At 57.1% G+C, this 17999-nt stretch carries 19 protein-coding genes; 15 read left to right on the forward strand and 4 right to left on the reverse strand.

Features of this window, described 5'->3' with window-relative positions; all coding sequences use genetic code 11:
* Positions 1-2: 2 nt before the first annotated feature.
* The 7 genes from modC to AC193Q_RS07405 all read left to right on the forward strand — a co-directional run bounded on the left by modC (position 3) and on the right by AC193Q_RS07405 (position 4421).
* Positions 3-1082, forward strand: coding sequence for a molybdenum ABC transporter ATP-binding protein (gene modC, locus AC193Q_RS07375; protein WP_121185750.1), 1080 nt, complete (start codon positions 3-5; stop codon positions 1080-1082).
* 69 nt (positions 1083-1151) lie between these two features.
* The gene (locus tag AC193Q_RS07380; RefSeq protein ID WP_047294763.1) at positions 1152-2180 is read left to right on the forward strand and encodes a DNA topoisomerase IB; all 1029 of its coding nucleotides are present in this window, start codon (positions 1152-1154) and stop codon (positions 2178-2180) included.
* 189 nt (positions 2181-2369) lie between these two features.
* Entirely contained in the window at positions 2370-2600 is a 231-nt protein-coding gene (locus AC193Q_RS07385; protein ID WP_041064505.1) for a hypothetical protein, read from the forward strand.
* A gap of 122 nt (positions 2601-2722) precedes the next feature.
* On the forward strand, positions 2723-2953 hold the full coding sequence (locus AC193Q_RS07390) for a hypothetical protein (protein ID WP_007964939.1): 231 nt from the start codon (positions 2723-2725) through the stop codon (positions 2951-2953).
* 106 nt (positions 2954-3059) lie between these two features.
* Positions 3060-3344 (forward strand): hypothetical protein, encoded by a 285-nt coding sequence (locus AC193Q_RS07395; protein ID WP_047294765.1) that lies wholly within the window; start codon positions 3060-3062, stop codon positions 3342-3344.
* Between the two features lie 209 nt (positions 3345-3553).
* Positions 3554-4060, forward strand: coding sequence for a peptide-methionine (S)-S-oxide reductase MsrA (gene msrA / locus AC193Q_RS07400; RefSeq protein ID WP_041064515.1), 507 nt, complete (start codon positions 3554-3556; stop codon positions 4058-4060).
* Between the two features lie 199 nt (positions 4061-4259).
* Positions 4260-4421, forward strand: a complete 162-nt coding sequence (locus AC193Q_RS07405; RefSeq protein WP_476284642.1) for a hypothetical protein — start codon at positions 4260-4262, stop codon at positions 4419-4421.
* A gap of 152 nt (positions 4422-4573) precedes the next feature.
* On the opposite strand, the gene AC193Q_RS07410 is transcribed toward AC193Q_RS07405, so the two are convergent.
* Together AC193Q_RS07410 and AC193Q_RS07415 are read right to left on the reverse strand one after the other, a co-directional pair.
* Complete coding sequence (locus tag AC193Q_RS07410; protein ID WP_047294767.1) at positions 4574-5014, reverse strand: hypothetical protein; 441 nt, start codon at positions 5012-5014, stop codon at positions 4574-4576.
* A 701-nt stretch (positions 5015-5715) separates the two neighbouring features.
* Positions 5716-5934, reverse strand: coding sequence for a hypothetical protein (locus AC193Q_RS07415; RefSeq protein ID WP_483879366.1), 219 nt, complete (start codon positions 5932-5934; stop codon positions 5716-5718).
* A gap of 169 nt (positions 5935-6103) precedes the next feature.
* Here AC193Q_RS07415 and AC193Q_RS07420 point away from each other — a divergent pair, with 169 nt between their 5' ends.
* From AC193Q_RS07420 to AC193Q_RS07435, 4 genes are all read left to right on the forward strand, one after another.
* A complete protein-coding gene (locus AC193Q_RS07420; protein WP_483879367.1) occupies positions 6104-6610 on the forward strand; it encodes a hypothetical protein in 507 nt (168 codons plus the stop codon).
* 293 nt (positions 6611-6903) lie between these two features.
* Positions 6904-7698: a toll/interleukin-1 receptor domain-containing protein gene (locus AC193Q_RS07425; RefSeq protein ID WP_483879368.1), complete on the forward strand. Its 795-nt coding sequence runs from the start codon at positions 6904-6906 to the stop codon at positions 7696-7698.
* A gap of 254 nt (positions 7699-7952) precedes the next feature.
* Entirely contained in the window at positions 7953-8327 is a 375-nt protein-coding gene (locus AC193Q_RS07430) for a hypothetical protein (RefSeq protein WP_483879369.1), read from the forward strand.
* 222 nt (positions 8328-8549) lie between these two features.
* Complete coding sequence (locus AC193Q_RS07435; protein ID WP_483879370.1) at positions 8550-9548, forward strand: hypothetical protein; 999 nt, start codon at positions 8550-8552, stop codon at positions 9546-9548.
* A 112-nt stretch (positions 9549-9660) separates the two neighbouring features.
* Here AC193Q_RS07435 and AC193Q_RS07440 read toward each other — a convergent pair whose 3' ends face one another.
* Positions 9661-9813 carry a helix-turn-helix domain-containing protein gene (locus tag AC193Q_RS07440; RefSeq protein WP_483879371.1) on the reverse strand — a complete coding sequence of 51 codons (153 nt, stop codon included), beginning with the start codon at positions 9811-9813 and terminating at the stop codon, positions 9661-9663.
* Positions 9814-10186: 373 nt separating this feature from the next.
* Here AC193Q_RS07440 and AC193Q_RS07445 point away from each other — a divergent pair, with 373 nt between their 5' ends.
* Genes AC193Q_RS07445 through AC193Q_RS07460 form a run of 4 tightly spaced genes read left to right on the forward strand, consistent with a single transcriptional unit; the run spans position 10187 to position 17545 of the window.
* Positions 10187-11554 carry an alpha/beta hydrolase gene (locus AC193Q_RS07445; protein WP_483879372.1) on the forward strand — a complete coding sequence of 456 codons (1368 nt, stop codon included), beginning with the start codon at positions 10187-10189 and terminating at the stop codon, positions 11552-11554.
* 2 nt (positions 11555-11556) lie between these two features.
* Positions 11557-12636, forward strand: a complete 1080-nt coding sequence (locus AC193Q_RS07450; RefSeq protein WP_483879373.1) for a trypsin-like serine peptidase — start codon at positions 11557-11559, stop codon at positions 12634-12636.
* Complete coding sequence (locus AC193Q_RS07455) at positions 12633-14444, forward strand: trypsin-like serine peptidase (RefSeq protein ID WP_483879374.1); 1812 nt, start codon at positions 12633-12635, stop codon at positions 14442-14444. The genes AC193Q_RS07450 and AC193Q_RS07455 overlap by 4 nt, the downstream gene beginning before the upstream one ends.
* On the forward strand, positions 14441-17545 hold the full coding sequence (locus AC193Q_RS07460) for an ATP-binding protein (protein ID WP_483879375.1): 3105 nt from the start codon (positions 14441-14443) through the stop codon (positions 17543-17545). Before AC193Q_RS07455 ends, AC193Q_RS07460 begins: the two co-directional genes overlap by 4 nt.
* Positions 17546-17685: 140 nt before the next feature.
* On the opposite strand, the gene AC193Q_RS07465 is transcribed toward AC193Q_RS07460, so the two are convergent.
* Positions 17686-17985: a hypothetical protein gene (locus AC193Q_RS07465; RefSeq protein ID WP_483879376.1), complete on the reverse strand. Its 300-nt coding sequence runs from the start codon at positions 17983-17985 to the stop codon at positions 17686-17688.
* Positions 17986-17999: the final 14 nt, after the last annotated feature.

Genomic DNA, 17999 nt, shown 5'->3' on the forward strand with positions numbered 1-17999 from the left:
CGATGATTGATGCACGTCTGAAAATCGCTTATTCGGGTTTCAGCCTGGATATTGATCTGCATTTGCCGGGGCGTGGCGTGACTGCGCTGTACGGTCATTCCGGTTCGGGCAAAACCACCTGCCTGCGCTGTATCGCCGGGCTTGAGCGCGCCGAGCAAGGTTTCATACAGATCAACGACGAAGTCTGGCAGGACAGCGAACGGCGGATTTTTGTCCCGCCGCACAAACGTGCGCTGGGTTACGTGTTCCAGGAAGCCAGTCTGTTCCCGCATCTGTCAGTGCTGGCCAATCTGCAGTTCGGCCTCAAACGCATTGCCAAGGCCCAGCGCCGGGTCGACATGGCACAAGCCACCGAGCTACTGGGCATCGGCCATCTGCTGGAACGCCATCCGCAGCATCTGTCCGGCGGCGAACGCCAGCGTGTCGGTATCGCCCGCGCGCTGTTGACCAGCCCGAAACTGCTGCTGATGGATGAGCCGTTGGCGGCCCTCGACAGCCAGCGCAAAAACGAAATCCTGCCATACCTGCAACGCCTGCATGATGAACTGGACATTCCGGTGCTCTATGTCAGCCACGCGCAGGATGAGGTGGCGCGGCTGGCCGATCATCTGGTGTTGCTCAGCGACGGCAAGGCCCTGGCCAGCGGCCCGATTGGCGAGACCCTCGCCCGGCTGGACCTGCCAATGGCACTGGGCGATGACGCCGGGGTGATCATCGAAGGCCAGGTCAGCGCCTACGATGCCGAGTACCAACTGTTGAGTCTGCAATTGCCGGCCACGGCCATGAACATCCGCGTGACGCACGCGCCGATGGCGGTCGGTCAGGCCTTGCGCTGCAAGGTGCACGCCCGCGACATCAGTCTGGCCCTGCACAACAGCGAAGCCAGCAGCATCCTCAATCGCTTGCCGGTGACCGTGGTCAGTGAGCTGGCGGCGGACAACGCCGCGCACGTGCTGATTCGTCTGGATGCCGGCGGCACACCGCTGCTGGCACGGATCACGCGGTTTTCCCGGGATCAGCTCGGCATCCACCCGGGCCAGCATTTGTGGGCGCAGATCAAGGCCGTCGCCGTGCTGGCCTGAATTGGTTGGCACGACGGCCACGGCCTGCGGTCAATCGCTGTAACAGAGCGATTCGCCAAGGACACCGCCATGCCCGACACCGCAATAGCCGACGTCTTACCGCCCGACCTGCATTACGTCGACGATACCCAACCCGGCATCCGCCGTAAAAAACTGCGTGGCAAATTCGCCTACTTCGATCCGGCCGGACAACGGATCAACGACCCCGATGAGATCAAGCGGATCAACGCGCTGGCAGTGCCGCCGGCCTACACCGACGTGTGGATCTGCGCCGATCCGCGTGGCCACTTGCAGGCCACCGGCCGCGATGCCCGGGGCCGCAAGCAGTATCGCTATCACCCGCGCTGGCGCGAGGTGCGCGACGCCGACAAGTACTCGCGCCTGCGGGAGTTCGGCCTGGCGCTGCCGAAGTTGCGCAAACAGCTCGAAACCCTGCTCGACGCACCAGGCTTCAGCCGCGACAAGGTCATGGCCACGGTCATCACGTTGCTCGACGCCACACTGATCCGCGTCGGCAACACCCAGTACGCGCGGGACAACCGCTCCTATGGCCTGACCACCCTGCGCAGCCGGCATGTCGAGGTCAACGGCAGCGCGATCCTGTTCCAGTTTCGCGGTAAAAGCGGCATTGAACACCAGATCACCGTCAAGGATCGTCGCCTGGCGCGCATCATCAAGCGCTGCCTGGAAATCCCGGGACAGAATCTGTTTCAGTATCTGGATGAAAATGGCGAGCGGCACACCGTCAGCTCCCACGACGTCAATAGCTACCTGCAAACCCTCACCGGTGCCGACTTCACCGCCAAGGATTACCGCACCTGGGCTGGCAGCGCGCTGGCCTTGGCGGTATTGCGCGAACTGCAATGGGAGTCCGAAGCCGAGGCGAAACGGCATGTGGTGGAGATGGTCAAGAGCGTGTCCAAACAGCTGGGCAACACCCCGGCGGTGTGCCGCAAATGCTACATCCATCCCGCCGTGGTCGAGCGCTTCCTGCTCGGTGCGCTGGCCGAACTGCCACGCCCGAGGGTGCGCAAAGGCCTGCGCGCTGAGGAAGTGGCGCTGGCGATGTTTCTCGAGCAAATGATCGACGCGTCTTGATCGCGCTGGTAGCCGAGCAATCAATCGCGGTTTCCCAGGTTCCAGAGTTTCTACAGGCGTTGAAGCCGACGCATCGCCTGGATTGGCGCGCCACCGAGTGGCTGCAACCGACGAACTGACTGGCTATTTTTTGCACGATTGGCCAAGGCTTCTATAGTTGATCTGACACCTATTTGCTGTGGTGACGCCATGGAAGACATCTTTGTCGTGAAGCGCTGCAACAAGATCATCATTCACGGCCGCCGCGCCGGGGAAAGTCAGCATGAACCTGCCGAATCCAGCAGCTGGTTTCGGATCAATGACACCCGAACCGGAGGCTTCATCGGTGACGGCTATGATCTTGAGGAAGATGCCCGGCGCGAATGCCAAAGGCTCAATGCGGCCAGCTCGCCGCGACCGGCGCGACAATCGGCCGGCTGATGCAATTGACAGGCGGGGTCTATACTCAAAGCAGCTGACGGACCAGCGCCCCAACGGCAGAGAGCTCGCAGCCCGCGGGCTTTTTGCTGCCTCTCAACGGTTTGTCTGAACGGAGGTGCTCCATGTCCGAAAAAGAGTCCATCACCACCCTCCTCACCCTGCTTGACTCCCGTCAGGCGCGCCTGGCTGCGGCCTGCAAGGAAATTGCCGACTGGGTCGATCATCAAGGCGGCCATCCGACCGCCCTGCGCATACGTGATCGCCTGAACGACATCGAAAAAGATACGCCGCTGATTCGCAGTACGCTGTCTTCGTTGCAACCCGTCGAGCGGCCTCTGCCTCGTTTCAGATGACCGGATGGCAATAACGACAGTCTCAACGCGTACCGCCTGGCCGATCCGGCGAACACCCGCAGTCATGGCAGGTCATAACCTGTACACGTCACCAGGAGACTGATCCATGGTTATCCATTTCAAAGTAGACGGACACCTGGCTTGTGGTCACAAAGGCAACAACCTTGCCTCGAGCCAGGAACTCAATCGCGTCAAATGCCGCAGTTGCCGCAACACCGATGCCTACAAAAATGCGCGCAAAACCCAGCGCAACGCTGCTCGACGCGCAGCGCGCCACACACAGGCTGATCATGGTGCATCGAACTGGCGCTCGGAATGGATCGCACGCTTGACCGCTCTGGCGGGTCCGCAACGCCTGCCACGGGGCTTTTTCGGGCAAGCGTTTGTGTAATCGCTTGATGTCTTGGTTTTCGTCCATCACTCAGCGCGAATTGCCACGAGTTCACCGCTCGAAACCCTCAATGCCCTGACCTTATCGTCAGGGCATTTTATTGAAAACACCGTTTCGAGCAGCCCTTCACCCTGAGTCAAGCTTGCAAATAGCCAACGCGCCCTCATAACCAGAACCGTATCCACCGTCACCGAGAGGCAAAAACGATCATGACCGGAAAAACCGAAACCGCGATTCTCGCCGGGGGCTGCTTCTGGGGCATGCAGGACCTGCTGCGACGCTATCCCGGGGTGCTGCAGACGCGAGTCGGCTACAGCGGTGGCGATGTGCCGAATGCGACCTATCGCAACCACGGCAACCACGCCGAGGCCATCGAGATCGTTTTCGACCCGGCGGTGATCAGCTACCGGCAGATCCTTGAATTTTTCTTCCAGATCCACGATCCGAGCACACCCAACCGTCAAGGCAACGATCTCGGCCCCAGTTATCGCTCGGCGATTTACTACCTTAACGAACAGCAACGCGACATTGCTGAAGACACCGCTGCCGACGTCGATGCATCCGGGCTGTGGCCGGGGCGAGTGGTCACTGAAATCGAACCGGCGGGCCCCTTCTGGGAAGCGGAACCCGAGCACCAAGACTATCTGGAGCGGATACCGAATGGTTACACCTGCCATTTCATCCGCCCGAACTGGAAACTGCCGAAACGCAGCTGAAAACACATCTGCGTAATCACTCACGCACGGCGCTGGCCTCAGCTGAGGCCGGTGCCTGCGCACCTCTGGACTTGATCATTTTGGTGAGCCCTCCGTAGCACAGTTCAAGCGCCCGAGGATGAACATACGTTCATCGCAAGCATGGCTAGAAGCGTCTAGCCTGCGGGTTCCAACATAGTGCCTACAGGAGTACCCCACCATGTTCTCGCACGAAAGCCTCCCGCTGATTGCCATTTTCATCATCTTGCTGCTATGCGCAGGTGCGGCGTTTTTACACCCGGCTCATGCATTCTTCAGTTGGCTGCGCAAGCGCAAGGAACGATTAAACGCCCAGGCGGCAAAAGAGGTTGATTCGCGCTAAATGTATTCCCTAAACGGGCCCGGGCATGCCTGGGCTTGTTGTTTTCTGACCAAACAGCAGATACAAAAAAGCCCAGCACGGGGCTGGGCCTGATTGTTCGTCAACGTTAAAACATGCAGGCTTTTCAGCCACAAGAGTAGAACTCAAGTGACTTACGCAAGAGCCCTTTCGTGCTCGCTTTCATGCACGTAAACCCATGAAATTCCGGATGGCGAGGTCTGGTCGAGGCGCATAAGCGCCGAATCGACTTTCTTCTTGGTGATGCCGTCTTTGACAAGGTCGAAGACGGCCAGGAAGCAGTCCCCTGGAAGCGCTGTGATCGAGAGGTTGGTGATGTGCGATTCAGGGCTTCCAGCACGCTCGCCGTACAACCCCCAAAGTCGCTCCCAATAATCCGCTCGACTCATGATCTGTCCATCGGTGAGTACCACACGAAAGTCATTCGCCAACGCGTCGTACAGGGGTTTGATGGCGCCTTCCGACCGGGAAGACATACCGCGCGACCACGGAAAGAAGAGATTGTACCAACGGTACACCTCGGCTTCGACGAGAGCGGTTTTATCGGTTGCTGCGTGCACTTGATTGATTGCCATCGGTGTTCTCCTTAACACGTTAAAAATGGCGGGTCTGGCGTGACAGACAGGCCGTCCGAATGCCCATCGCCTGAGCGATGCACCGCGCCTTGATCAAGATCCATCCTGATATCAACGCCATCGGGTCAAGCTCAAATGTTCAATCAATGACTGTTGATATCTTCGACCAAGCCACAAACGTAGACGCTCGCAGGATTGATTGCCTCAAGAAGTGACCAACGGTCTTTGCACACAGGAGGAAAAGGGAAACGGAAGAATTGGCGAGAAGCCATTTAAAAATGGCGATCTGAAAACAAACAAGGGCTTGCATCAGCTTTCGCCCGCAAACCCTTGATTTTAGATGGTGCCCGAAGCCGGAATCGAACCGGCACGCCCTTACGAGCGGGGGATTTTAAGTCCATGGTTTTTTTACTTTAAATTCAATGCCTTACGATCAGAATTTTTCCGCATCATGAAAATTTTCTCTCCGCTCTAAGCCAGCAAAATTAGCACCTCAAAATAAATTGCGGAAAGAAATCGGGCTGCAGGATCACGCATTTTAAGACCACTCAGATGCACGTCAGTAGCCAGACAGCCAAGGAATGGTAGACCAGCACCGGGGGGGGGCTGATTGCCGTGGCCGCAAAATAACGCCCCCACGCCTGGGCAAGGTGTGGGAGCCGAGTGAACATAGGCTGGAATTCTGTCAATCGGTAAGCCGTTTACGAATTTCTGATTCGCATGATCGCGTCGGTGATGGCTTGCGCATTTCTATCCAGAGTTTCCAAGGCTGAAACGGCGTTATCGGCGATTTTGTCTGCACCAGAACCAGAGATCCAATGGGCGTTCTCTTCGATCGCAGCACCCAGCGCTTGCTGGTTGTCCAGAAGTAATGTCAAAGCGTCCGCAGTGGCGATTTTGAAGACTGAGTTATCTGGCATAGCGGTCGTCCTTGATGGGTGATCCCGAAGATTAGTTCATCTCGCTACCGGCTGCAGCTGCTTATCACATCCCGAAATGCCTCGATTTCTGCAGACGAGGATCTATGCAAAATCAAGTCGTCTCAATATCATTAATTGACAAACCAATACGACTAGGATAAGCGCCCGTATGGATATCGAACCAACACTACATGCCGAATGGATCAAACTTTTACCTATTATAGTGGGAGGAACATTAACGCTGCTTGGCGGAATTTCTGCCCAGCTTGTTACTCAATCTATATCGGCGCGTCGTGATCGAAAGAAATTCTTGGCTGGAAAATTAGAGGATATTGCTAGGGCCGTTTCAGCCTACTCCGCATGGATATCAGAAAAGCAAAATACACTTCTTTTCAAGGACGAAGCACACGACTCTCCCTCGCCTCTAGATGAAGCGGTCCTGCTCCAGCGCTTATATTTCCCTGAACTCCACGGAGAGATCTTAGCGCTGATGCAAGCTTCCATCCCTTTGTTAGAACTCATTGGAAAACAATCGGTAGCGCGAAAAGAAAATTTCGAATTGTGGCTGAAAAAATTCGACAATAGTGACTATGAGTCAGGCTATAAGATCCACCTTCAGGCCTTAAGCGCAACCATTAATAAGTGCAGAGATATCGCTGAAAGTGGCCTTAAATGATTGTCTATCTATTACGTCAAGGCGAGTCAGCAGCAAGAGCTCGAAGCCGGAATCAAGCTCCTGATTGCCGTGATCTTGGCTCTGTTCGGCATCAGGTCAAACTGGGAGCTTGAAGACAAAAAGCCTGCCGAGCCCTACTAACAGCCGCGCTCAGGGGACTTCACTACCTCAGGCCGAACAGGAACAGATCTGCTGGAGGCCTGGGGGAGCGACCGTGAACTCGCCCTGCCTCGATAGCAGTCAACTGGCCATCACCCAGTGTAGAATCAGCGTTCGACACAGGGAGATGTGCCATGCCTACGATTTTTTTAAGCCATAACTATCAAGACAAACCGGTTGTAGAGCCAGTCGCTATTGAGTTGAGGAAGATCTACGGCCAAGAGTCGGTCTTTTACGATGACTGGTCTATTCAGCCTGGCGACAGCATCATCGGCAAGATGAATGAAGGCCTAGCGTCTCCCGACTTTTTCCTGTTTTTTGTCACTGGAAACAGTCTCAAGAGCGGCATGGTCGAAATGGAGTGGCAGAGCGCCCTATACCAAGCCGCGAAAGGTAACATCACTTTTGTTCCAGTGCGTGTTGATGGCGCCCCAATGCCACCGATCACTGTGCATAGGCTATTCATTGATATGTACACGAATGGCATTGAGTCAACAATTCAGCAGATCAAGGATCGGATCGCAGGCAAGACTGATTTCACACCGAAGCATTCAGACTTTTCAAATCTGGCATACACTGTTGCCGGCGACCCGACCAAAGAACTCAAGGTCACAGTCAAAGCGGCATTACTGCAAGAGTCCAACCCTAAATTCATGTTCCTTGTCAAAAACGCAATGGATGATGTCTTCGTGTGGGTTGAGGGTGCTGCTGCGATTCACTCAGGCCCGCACCAAAATGTGGAAATTGAGGGTATCGGCAAAGCATCAGGGTTGATAGCCGCACCGTTCACAGGAACTATTCGTCCCAACTTCCCGATCACATTCACCATTAAACCCAAGCCAGGATGTCAGCCTGTAGAGCTGCTTGATGTCCTTCATGAGACTGAAACCGATTTCTTTTCACTGATCCCTCGCGCCACTCCGCAGTAAACAAAAATCCCCGCGCTGCGGGGATTCTAATTTTTTCCCTCAGCGCTGATCAATCTGTTGCAGCCCTGGTTATGCGAACGACGATTGGATCTGAATGTGCTAACTCTGAACTCCAGCTCGCCCGGCGCCCCCCCTCCATTGCTGGGCGCCTCGCCCTCGAACCGCCAAGAATTACCGGTCAGATTGCCCACCTGTTCAAACCTCATGCCGCCGCTAAACTCAGCAATCGACGTAGTGCCAACGAAGGCCTGGTCATGATCGTCAGTGTAAAACATGAACGCTTGCTCAGCCACCGACCGGTACCGACAGCTAATCTCTGCAGTCCCAGAAATCTCCCCACCAGCAGCGTTGTCGTAACGGGCATGATTGCATCTGTCACATCTATCACCATTGGCGGGGAAGTCCTAGATGAAATCGCCTACCGCGTCTCCGGGGGCTCGATCGAATTTGACTTGGCTGCTGGCTTCATTGACGGCGCCGAGGCCACTGTCGTGTATGCCACCAAGGCCTCGACTCGCCTGGGAGGCCTGATTAACTCGAACGTCAACCTGCAGATCATCTTCGAAAGCGTCAACCTGGGCGAAGAAGACCAGGCGGTGAAAGTGACCTACCACAAGGTCTCCCCCTAAGTCCGGCTGCGCAGCGACAGCTCATCACTACCAGAGATTAAGGGCACGTTGCTTGCGTCCAAGGCTGTGAGCGGCAATGGTCTGTGGAAACAGTATAAGGAGGAATACGCTTAACGCCCCGTCTGCTCAAGACTGGGCGATGACATGGGATCATTCACGCGGTATTTTGTCACCCAAGAATGGAGGCTTGGGTTGCCCCATCGGTACCGTGTGGAGCGTTACGTGGGTAAGAAGTACTCTCATTACAGTGATAGACGAGTGCAAGAAGGAATCGACAGCGGCGAATTCAATGTTGCCACAGTCGGCCTCGTCCGAGACGGTGCTGGTCAAATCGTAAAGCATATTTCCGGCCATCCCGCAGGTGTGATACCACAAACTCTAATTCAGGTTAATAACAACATCGTATTTGAAAACAATCTTGATGATTTTTTCAATATGATGGTTAACGAGAGAGAAAACGTGCTTTTTTCAGGCCTTGCAAAAGAATATGCAAAGGTCATGCGCAAGTTAATCCACTATAGAGACCTCGGCGATAATCTAACTGACGTATTGAATTCAAGTTTGGATGCGGCAACTGAATTTGACATAGCCATTGATGACTTCATGTGCTCTCCTGAGGTCATTGTGAAATCTCCAGAAAGAAATGTTACAACGCTAGATAGGCTGGCGAACCTGATTTTTATTCGAGTGTTCACCGGCTATCTTAAATACAGATCAAGGTTTAATGGTGATCACAACTCCAGACAGCTGCTTGCAAAGCTTGAAGGGCAAGTGCGCTTGATCTATGAGCAGTTGGTAATTAGTGGCTCCGGGGATTCGAGAAATTTGCGCGATTCGCTATACGCGCACTTGTACCTTAACAAAGATAAAGATATTAAGTTGATAGATAAGCTGGTTGCACATGATAGCCGATGCAATTCGGTGCTGGACTTTTTCGAGTCCTATCGGGATGAGTGCATCAAGAAGAAACCAAGCTACCCTAATGACGATTATATAACCTATCTTCACTCAATCAACCAAGCTGCTGTAGATGCTAGATTGGAGGTGGCTTTGGGACTGGCTGGCGTCCTTGATAAGATTGCGAATATAAAGAAAATAATTTCAGAGCTGGAGGTCGCAGGTGAGATCTCCGAAGCTGACATAGATCGTGACTCAGAAACCATTGAGTCTCCCTTTTCAATATTCAGAATAACGCAAGAGAATTCGAAGCCGGGCGCGTAGCCCGGTTTTCTCCTCGGTGGTTGTACTTGTACCAGACCTGCCTAGCTGCTGCAGTACACCACGACTCCCTGAGCGCCTCCAGCTTAGGAAACTTCCTCTCAAGCCCAGCCTTTCAGCCGAGGCGGATGGCACGACGGGCGAGGTCGAATGTCTGCCCAGTCCAGTCCTGAAATGCACGATAGAAGGAATTGGGATCTTCAAAACCGAGCAGGAAGGCAATTTCCGCACCTGATAGGGTGGCTTCTCCCAAATAGTGGCGTGCCAAACTTTAGTGCGTTGCAAGTTGTCCAGCTATCCGAGACGCCCTCATGTGCCGTTTGCTTCGGTTTTATCGATACAGGGTGCAAATGATGGAGACAATATGTATCAATCTTCTCAGCCCGTTGCTCACAGTCGATAGCGAGCACATCCGCCAAGCCTAGCCCTCCGATAGGCTCAAATTGAAGAAGATGTTGTAGTGATGCAGATAGCTTGGCTCCTACCCGCTTAAATAGACTGCTGCCATCGTCAAGGTGCAGAGCTACATATTCGTCGAGATGTGCATTGATGAGTTGTGGCGATTTGCAATCACCGAGGTATTTGACTAGCTTCTCTCAACCCCAAGTGAGCGCAGGTCGAAACCCGACAAGGAGGTTGAAGTGGATATCGTCATCCTGATTCCAGGCATCATGGGCACTACCCTGCTGGCAACCGACGCAGACGGCAAGCCAGAAGAGGTTTGGCCGCCGACGCCCTACGAAGCCGTGATGGGCTACAAACGCCTAGATCTGCTGACTCGGCCCGACCTGAAAGTCGGCGAGCCGATCAACAAAGTGGCCTGCTACAACTTCTACAGCCTGCTGCGCGAACACCTTGACGACCTGGGGTTCAAGAACACCGACAAAGGTAAGCGCCGCATCGAGTTCGGCTATGACTGGCGGCAAGACAATTTCAATAGCGCGCAAAAGCTGGCCAAGCTGCTTGAAAAACTGCACACCCAAGAGCCCGGTGCGCGCGTTACCCTGGTCGGCCACTCCATGGGCGGCCTGGTCTCTCGCTTGCTTCTCGAACAAGCGCAAAACCAAAAACAACCTTGGTTCGCCTGCATCACCCAATTGATTACCCTGGGCACACCACACCTAGGCGCACCACTGGCATTGGCGCGCATTTTCGGCTTGGACAGCACTGCGGGGGTCAGTGCAACAGACGTCAAGTGCCTGGCCAACGACCCACGCTATCCGTCGGCCTACCAACTCCTCCCTGCCCCCGGCGAAGCGGCGGTATGGGCGCTGAACAGTCCTGACCTGAGAGCCGTCGACATCTATGAACAACAGTCGGCCAAGGACTTGGGGCTGGACTATGGCTTGGTGAACAAAGCTCAGCGGATGCACCAAGTGCTCGCTGCGGGCACGCGCCCTGAAGGGGTGCGTTACTTCTACTTTGCCGGCAACGGCCATCAAACCGTCACTCGCATCAATGTCAATCACACCTCCGGCCAGCCTGTTAATCATGCCAAGTCGATCATTACCAAAACCGATGATGCCGGCGACGGCACAGTGCCGCTGTACAGCGCGTTACCTACGACTGGCCAGCGCCAGATCGTGATCAACGAGCACGCCACCGTATTCAAAGGCGAAACGTTTCGCCGTGCGTTCTTCCGCTTGCTGGGCGGGAACGTTGGGCCTGCCATCGAGACAGTCGGCGAAGCCACATTGGCGGGCTCTCTTGATCGTCCGGTCTACGAGCAGGGCGAGTCGATCGAAGTGACCTTGGAGGTGCTCAATCTAAATGCACTCGATGGCAAAGGACGCACCGCGAGCATCCAAGGGGAACTGGTCATTACCGATGCTCGCGCAGATGCACAATTGCCAGCGCATACATACCCAGTGAACTATTCAGGGCCACTTCTCGACCGCCTCAGCCTGGTCATCAAGTCCAGTAATCTCGTGCCAAGCCTTTATGAATTGCGCTTCCAGGGCCAACCGACACTCAGTGAACCGTTGCACTTCGCAATCACCGCAGTGTGAACATGGACGTCGCAAAGCAACTGCGCACTCGCCTGTTCAGCCAGGCAAACGTGAATGGCCGCGAAAGCCTTGGGGCGGATCCACTGACCGAACAGGCACGTGAGCATTCGCTCGCGCGCCTGGCAGCGCAGGTCGATGAAAACGACCCCGCGGCCAGACACCTGCTGGCCAGTGCTCGCGCAGGCCTTGATTACCTGCGCAGCGAGAACGGTATCCTCACACCGGCCATGCGCGTCGGCATCGAGGCCATCATCCTCACCGACGGCTCGCGGCCGGCGCTACTGGTCAGTAACGACAGCATCGATTTTCAGGACCCACAGATTGGCGGCTGGCTCAGCCGCCTGACCAAGAGCAAACCCCTGCTCAGGGAAACGTTAGGCAAAATTGCCCGCATTGCCCAGCAGCAGCCCAACGGCGACAGTAAAACGTTGGGCACGGGCTTTTTGGTCGACACGGGCCTGCTCGCGACAAATCGCCATGTGCTGCAGGAAATGGCCGCACTGGACGGCACGGGTACCTGGCGCTTCAAGGACGACCTGGTCATCGATTTCGGGGGTGAGCACCAGCGCAGCAACCCACCGGCTGCACTCGCTCGCCCCGTCGCCGTTGAGCGCTTCGGGCCCGAGCCGATCTTGCAACTCGGCGTACCACGGCGCCTAGACTTCGCCTTGATACAGATCCAGGCGCTGCACAACAATCGCCTGCCCACGCCACTGCAAGTGTGCGATGCACGCGATGCCCAAGCCTTGAAGCCAGGCACGCCGCTGGTCACAATCGGCTTCCCGGCCGAGCCGTCGTTTGGCATGGAGAACGCCAAGGTTCTGTTCAAATTATTCAAGGGCGTTTTCGACGTCAAACGGCTCTCGCCGGGCCTGTTGGGCGATACGCTTGGTCAGGTGCTCGGCGATAGCCAGCCTCCGCGCTGCTTCAGCCACGACGCTTCGACCCTAGGCGGCAACTCGGGCAGTTGCGTGATCGGCCTAGATGATACCTGGCAAGTCATTGGCTTGCATTTTGGCGGGCGATCCGGGGAGTACAACTTGGCACATGACATACGTGCGGTGATGGAGAGTGGTTCATGACGGCGGAGGATCTACGCCTAGCCAAGTGGGTGGTCGATGGTGAGTTGGCCTTTGCCGAACTTTTTCTCACCCTGCAACAAAGCGATGACACAAAGGTCCAGTACGATACCCTGAGCCAAGCCGGCGATACGCTCGAACAGCGCCTGGCCAGGGCCTTCAGCCATGCACGCTCGGGAGGCTGGCTGAGCGAGTTCTGCACCAACTGCGTGACCGCTCGGCTAGTGACTCGCGGCTTCATCGAGGAGGCGATCAAGCAGACCGCGTCGCCCTGGATGGTCAAAACCCAGGCCTTGATCGATGCCGATTCACCATTCTTGAACAGTGCCCTGCATGCCAAGGGGCTACTGCACGTTGCCGACTATGTGTGCCGTATCGAGATCGATGGCCGTCATGCCGGCACAGGATGGCTCGTGCCGCCTGACATGGTGGTCACTGCCGGCCATGTGCTGACCTCAGGCAGACCGAATGGCCCTTTGGTCGATGTGGACAAATCCGAAGAAGCTGACCCTTTCAGAGTCGTCGTGTACTTTGACGACAAGCTCGACGTGTTCGGAGGCCGCCGGGTACGCCGCAAACCCCGTGAGTTCCTGCTTGCCGAACAGTGGTTGGTGGCACTGAACTCACCGGCAATACAACCCGGCGGGATCGTCCAGCATGTTTTGGCCGGCCAAGACTACGCCATCATTCGCCTGGCCGAAGCCCCCTTGCCGATGGCCCGACCTATCGAGATGAGCGGTGCCCTGCCGTATCACGAGGATTACCTACTGGTGGTTCAACATCCCGAGGGGCAAGTGATGTGCCATCAGCAAGGCAAGGTTACTGGGCTGCATGTAAACCCAGGGCTGTTCCAGCATTCGGTCAACTCCGAGCCCGGCAGCTCGGGGGCGCCATGTTTCGACGTCAACTTCAGAGTAGTCGGCGTTCACACGGGCGAGTTGCTTGGGGTGACACCGGCGAGCAACCTGGCAACGGCCATCGATCAAGTTGCTGCGGCCATTGCACAACAACCTGTAACGCTGCCATCAAACTGGCCCTACAGCTTCGATGATGCGGACGGGTTCCCGCGCCCCATCGTTGATCGCGAGCAGACCCTGGCATGGCTGCGTGAGTCCTGCACCAACGACAACCAGCGTGGGCTGATTATTCGCCCGAGCCTGCGCATGCCGGCTGGAATGACCTTTACCGCTGACTTGTTCAAGGCCCTGCTTCCGCCTGAGCAGCACCGTGTGGTGCGGATGTCGGCGCTGGATATCCATGCCCTTGGCGCAGAAGACTTCGCATTGCGGCTACTGACGGCCGCAGGCAAGAGCAACCCCTCGCCGTTCACCCCGCCGCAAGGTGAAACCACATCCGTAGCCTACCTGCGCAACACCTTGGTACCCGAGTTGCTGGCCAGGCTCGACCAAGCACGCATGGAACGCTACGTCTGGTTGCTGCTCGACGACCTGAAACGCCCGGACGCCTCCCATGTGCCGCTGGGCGACGGCAATAACCTTCGCGAATTGCTGGAATTGCTTTACGAGGCACTGGCGGGCTACCACTGGCTCCGCATCGTGTTGCTGGGCTATGAGGGCACGCCTCCCAGAGTCGCAGCCGCCTACTGGAGCGAGCAGATACTGCCCGACCTCACGCCTGCAAAGTTCTCGCAGTACATGGATAAAGCCTTCTCTGGCGTGCCCGACATCAAGTACCGCACAGCATTGAGCAAGCGCTATACAACTGTGGCTGCCGGCCAACCCACAACTGCCAATCTGCACTGCATGGCCACGATGTGCGGGCTATTCCTAGACAACATGAGATCCCTATGACGGCCTCTGACGACGAAGCACTGCGCAAGCGCCTCGCCGCGCTGGAAGAAAGCCTGGCCGCCCAGCAAATATCGGCCACCGATACCTTTACCGAAAAGGCCCGCGAGTTGATTGCCAACGTCGCTTTGGCAGGTGCTTTCGACCTCGGCCAACTGGCTCGCAAAGCCCCCCCCAGCGAGCGCGAGGCCCTAGTTGCGCACCTCAGCGACATCTCCGAACTGGTGATCGACACCGGGGACCTGTACCGCCGCCTGTCCATCGGGCCTCGACGCAAGGCGCTGGCCGAATTGCTGGCCAATCCGGACTTCACGCGCAGGGTACTTGACCATTTCAAGCCCGCCCTCCAAGACCTCGAAGGCAAATACACCGCACAGCTACTGCGTGGATGGCAGCCGCAACTGCAACTGCTGAGCACGCCGCAGTTGCAATCCTTGGCGGTGGCCACCGGTTGGTTGCAAGGCTTGTCCGACACCCGTAAAACCCTGAGCCTGCCAGATGCACGGCAGGTGCAAAGCGAAATAGGTAACCGCACCCGTGATCAGGAGCTGCAGGCACTCGTGGGCGAAGGCCTGATCGGACGCGAAGATGAACTGAGCGAGCTCCAGGTCTTCGCCACCGATGCGCAAAATAATGGGCAAATTCGGGTCATCTACGGCGAAGGCGGGATCGGCAAGTCGAGCCTGCTCGCGGCACTGACCCAATCATTGAATGCCCTCACGCCTCCCCTGCCCATCGTGCATTTCGATTTTGACCGGCCCTCGCTAGACCCTGAAGGGCCTGGCTTGACCTTGGAGCTTACCCGCCAGTTGGCTCGCTACAACCCCAAGGCCAAAGACGATTTCAACGATATCAGAAAGAACTTCAAGCGCTCGTTCACCGATCGTTCGGCTAGCCGCTACGACATGAGCTCTAGCCGCGAGCAGACGTTGTCGTCCAGCATGGAAGGCAGCGCGCTCATCCGCTCCGTCATTCACCGGCTCGGGCTGCACAAGCAACCCGTCTTGCTGGTGCTGGACACGTTCGAAATGCTCGCTGGCCGTGGCGATAGCGCCGTCGGCGCGTTGGCCGAGTGGCTGGACATAGTCTGGCAGGACTTCGACATGCACGGCATGCGCGTGCTAGTAGCAGGGCGCGCGGCGGCAAACATGGCGCTGCCGTTGGGCACGAGGATCGGTAAACCGTTCAACCTGGCGCCACTGTCCCAACACCATGCCCGTGCCCTGCTGAGCCGCGAAGGCCTAAGCAGCCGCCATGCAAAAAAAGTGGCCGCCGCGCTGGACGGCAACCCGCTGGTACTGAGGCTTGTGGGCCGTTACCTGGCAAACCATCCCGACCATGTAGATGAATTCCTGAAAGATGCTGCCGGGCTGGACAAGGCGCTCGGCCAGGGCGTGCTTTACACCCGCATTCTCAATCGCATCGGCATTGGCGAGAGCGACCCGCTGCGCAAGCTGGCGTATCCGGGGTTGGTACTGCGTGTGGTCACGCCAACACTGGTGCATGACGTGTTGGCCCCCCTGGTGCTGGGCGACGAGCTATCGCAGGACCAATCTCAGGCGCTGTTCGACCGCCTCAGGCAGCATGCCTGGTTAGTCGATGAGCACGCGCCGAATCAGGTACGCCACCGCAAGGACCTGCGTATCGTGACCTTAGGCCTGCTGCGCAAGGACCCGGTGGCCGGGCCGCTTGCGCAGCTGTTGCACCGAGAAGCCATTGAATATCATCGTGAGGGATGCGACCCAGACCTGTCGAGCGAGCAGCACCTATTGGAAGTCGTCTATCACCGCCTGATGACGCTGCAAAGCCCGCAGCAGTTGGACCAGCAGGAGCAGACGCTGGTCAGGCAAGCCATGGCCGGTGACCTCAGTGAGCTCACGCCCTACCCGGCAGCGCTGGCACGCGCCTACTGCCAAATGCCGCCGTTGCGCGAAGACCTTGCATTGTTGCCGGGTGAGTTGCTGCGTGAGGCGACCGCTGAATACGCCTGGGCGCTGCTCGATGCCGACCGGGCCGAAGAAGCCTTGGCACTGCCGACACCGGGCTTTCTGCCCGTGTGGTGGCTGACCGCGCAGCATGACTTGGCCAGGTGGAATACCCCTGCCGTTGATGATGCGCTTGACATGGGCTATGAGGCCTTTCGCGGTATCGCCTCCAGCAACCGCGAGCATCAACAGAACGCCCTCGCGATCAGCGCATTCCTCGACCTCTGGCGGCGCCGAACCCGCAATATGTCCAAACCTTCAATGTTGCTGCGTTTGGTCGAAGCACGACGCACAAAACGCACGACCGGGTTGCTCAAGGCCATGGTCGCCTGGGGTATTGGCGCGCTGAAGGAACCTGCCAACGTCGATCAGGAATGGGTGGTGATGTACTCGATCCTGACGCAGACCCTGGATGACTCACCGCTCGCCAGTTACGAGAAAGCACGCCTCTGGCTACTGTTGTGGGCGGCGGGCCACGTCAGTGAGGACGACCTCTTCGTGGTTCACGGTGATGCCTTGTCGCTGGACGACCGCTGCCTGGCCAAGTTTCATAGGTTGTGTGATGTCGTGCCGGGCAGTTACCAGCTTCGTGCTTGCCTAGCCAAGATCAGAAAGCAACGTGTCGAATTGGAGCAGGTCGGGCTCTACACCCGCCAGCTTGCCGAGGCCATCACCCAATGCCAGGCCAACCGGATTGGCTTTTTCACGATCGCAGGATTCACCCCCAACGAAATGCTGCCTGGGATGATCGTCGAGTTACGTGCTCCCACCCGACAACTGATCCGCTCTGCCCTAACCGATGCCACTCAGCGCCAAGCCGCCAATCGGTACTTCCTCGATCTGATTGCCAACACACCAGGCACCCCGGCCGCGCTCAAACAGGATGTATGGCTGAGCAAATTATGGAAAAGCAGTGGCAATAGGGTGTTGATACCCTTCGTCGAATGGCTCGCGCGTATGTGTTTGGCCAGTGAGGTGTGTCGCGAGCTGGAGCGGATCTGTACTGGCGATACTTCGCGGCAGTTCCACCAACTGGCTCAGGCCTGGCGCTTGGTCGAGGCGCTTGAGCCATCCTCACCAGCGCCCAAGACTCGAAGGCCCGAAGGCCCCAGCCGCTGACAAATCGTCAAAGCTCCTAACAGGGTCTGTCGCATCTAGACTGAGCACAACAGATCAGATAACAGCAACCGGGGGGCCACACATCGAGGTGCGATGAGCCGGTTCAAGCGTATGTTGGTAATGCTCAGCCCGCAAATGCGTCACACGCCAGCGCGGCGGGATATAGCGGGGCCTTGCTGGATATCCGCATATTTCGACGATGTCGCCACCTTCGCATGATGAGCGATGGCAAGCGGCTGCTCGCAGACAATCGCCAGTGGCTTGCCGACGAGGCCGAGCAACTGGGCAGAGACTTCCGCCTGCCTCTGCCACAGCAGATCACCGCTGCAGTCGACCTCAACGCCCTCGGTGCCGGCAAGCACCTCGACGCTCCCCTTATCCACTGTGCCCTTGGAGCGCCGGCATTTCGTCGAGGGTGCGGCCGATCGAATGATAAGCATCTTTGGCGTCGCTG

It is taken from the genome of Pseudomonas sp. F2 (assembly GCF_057174385.1).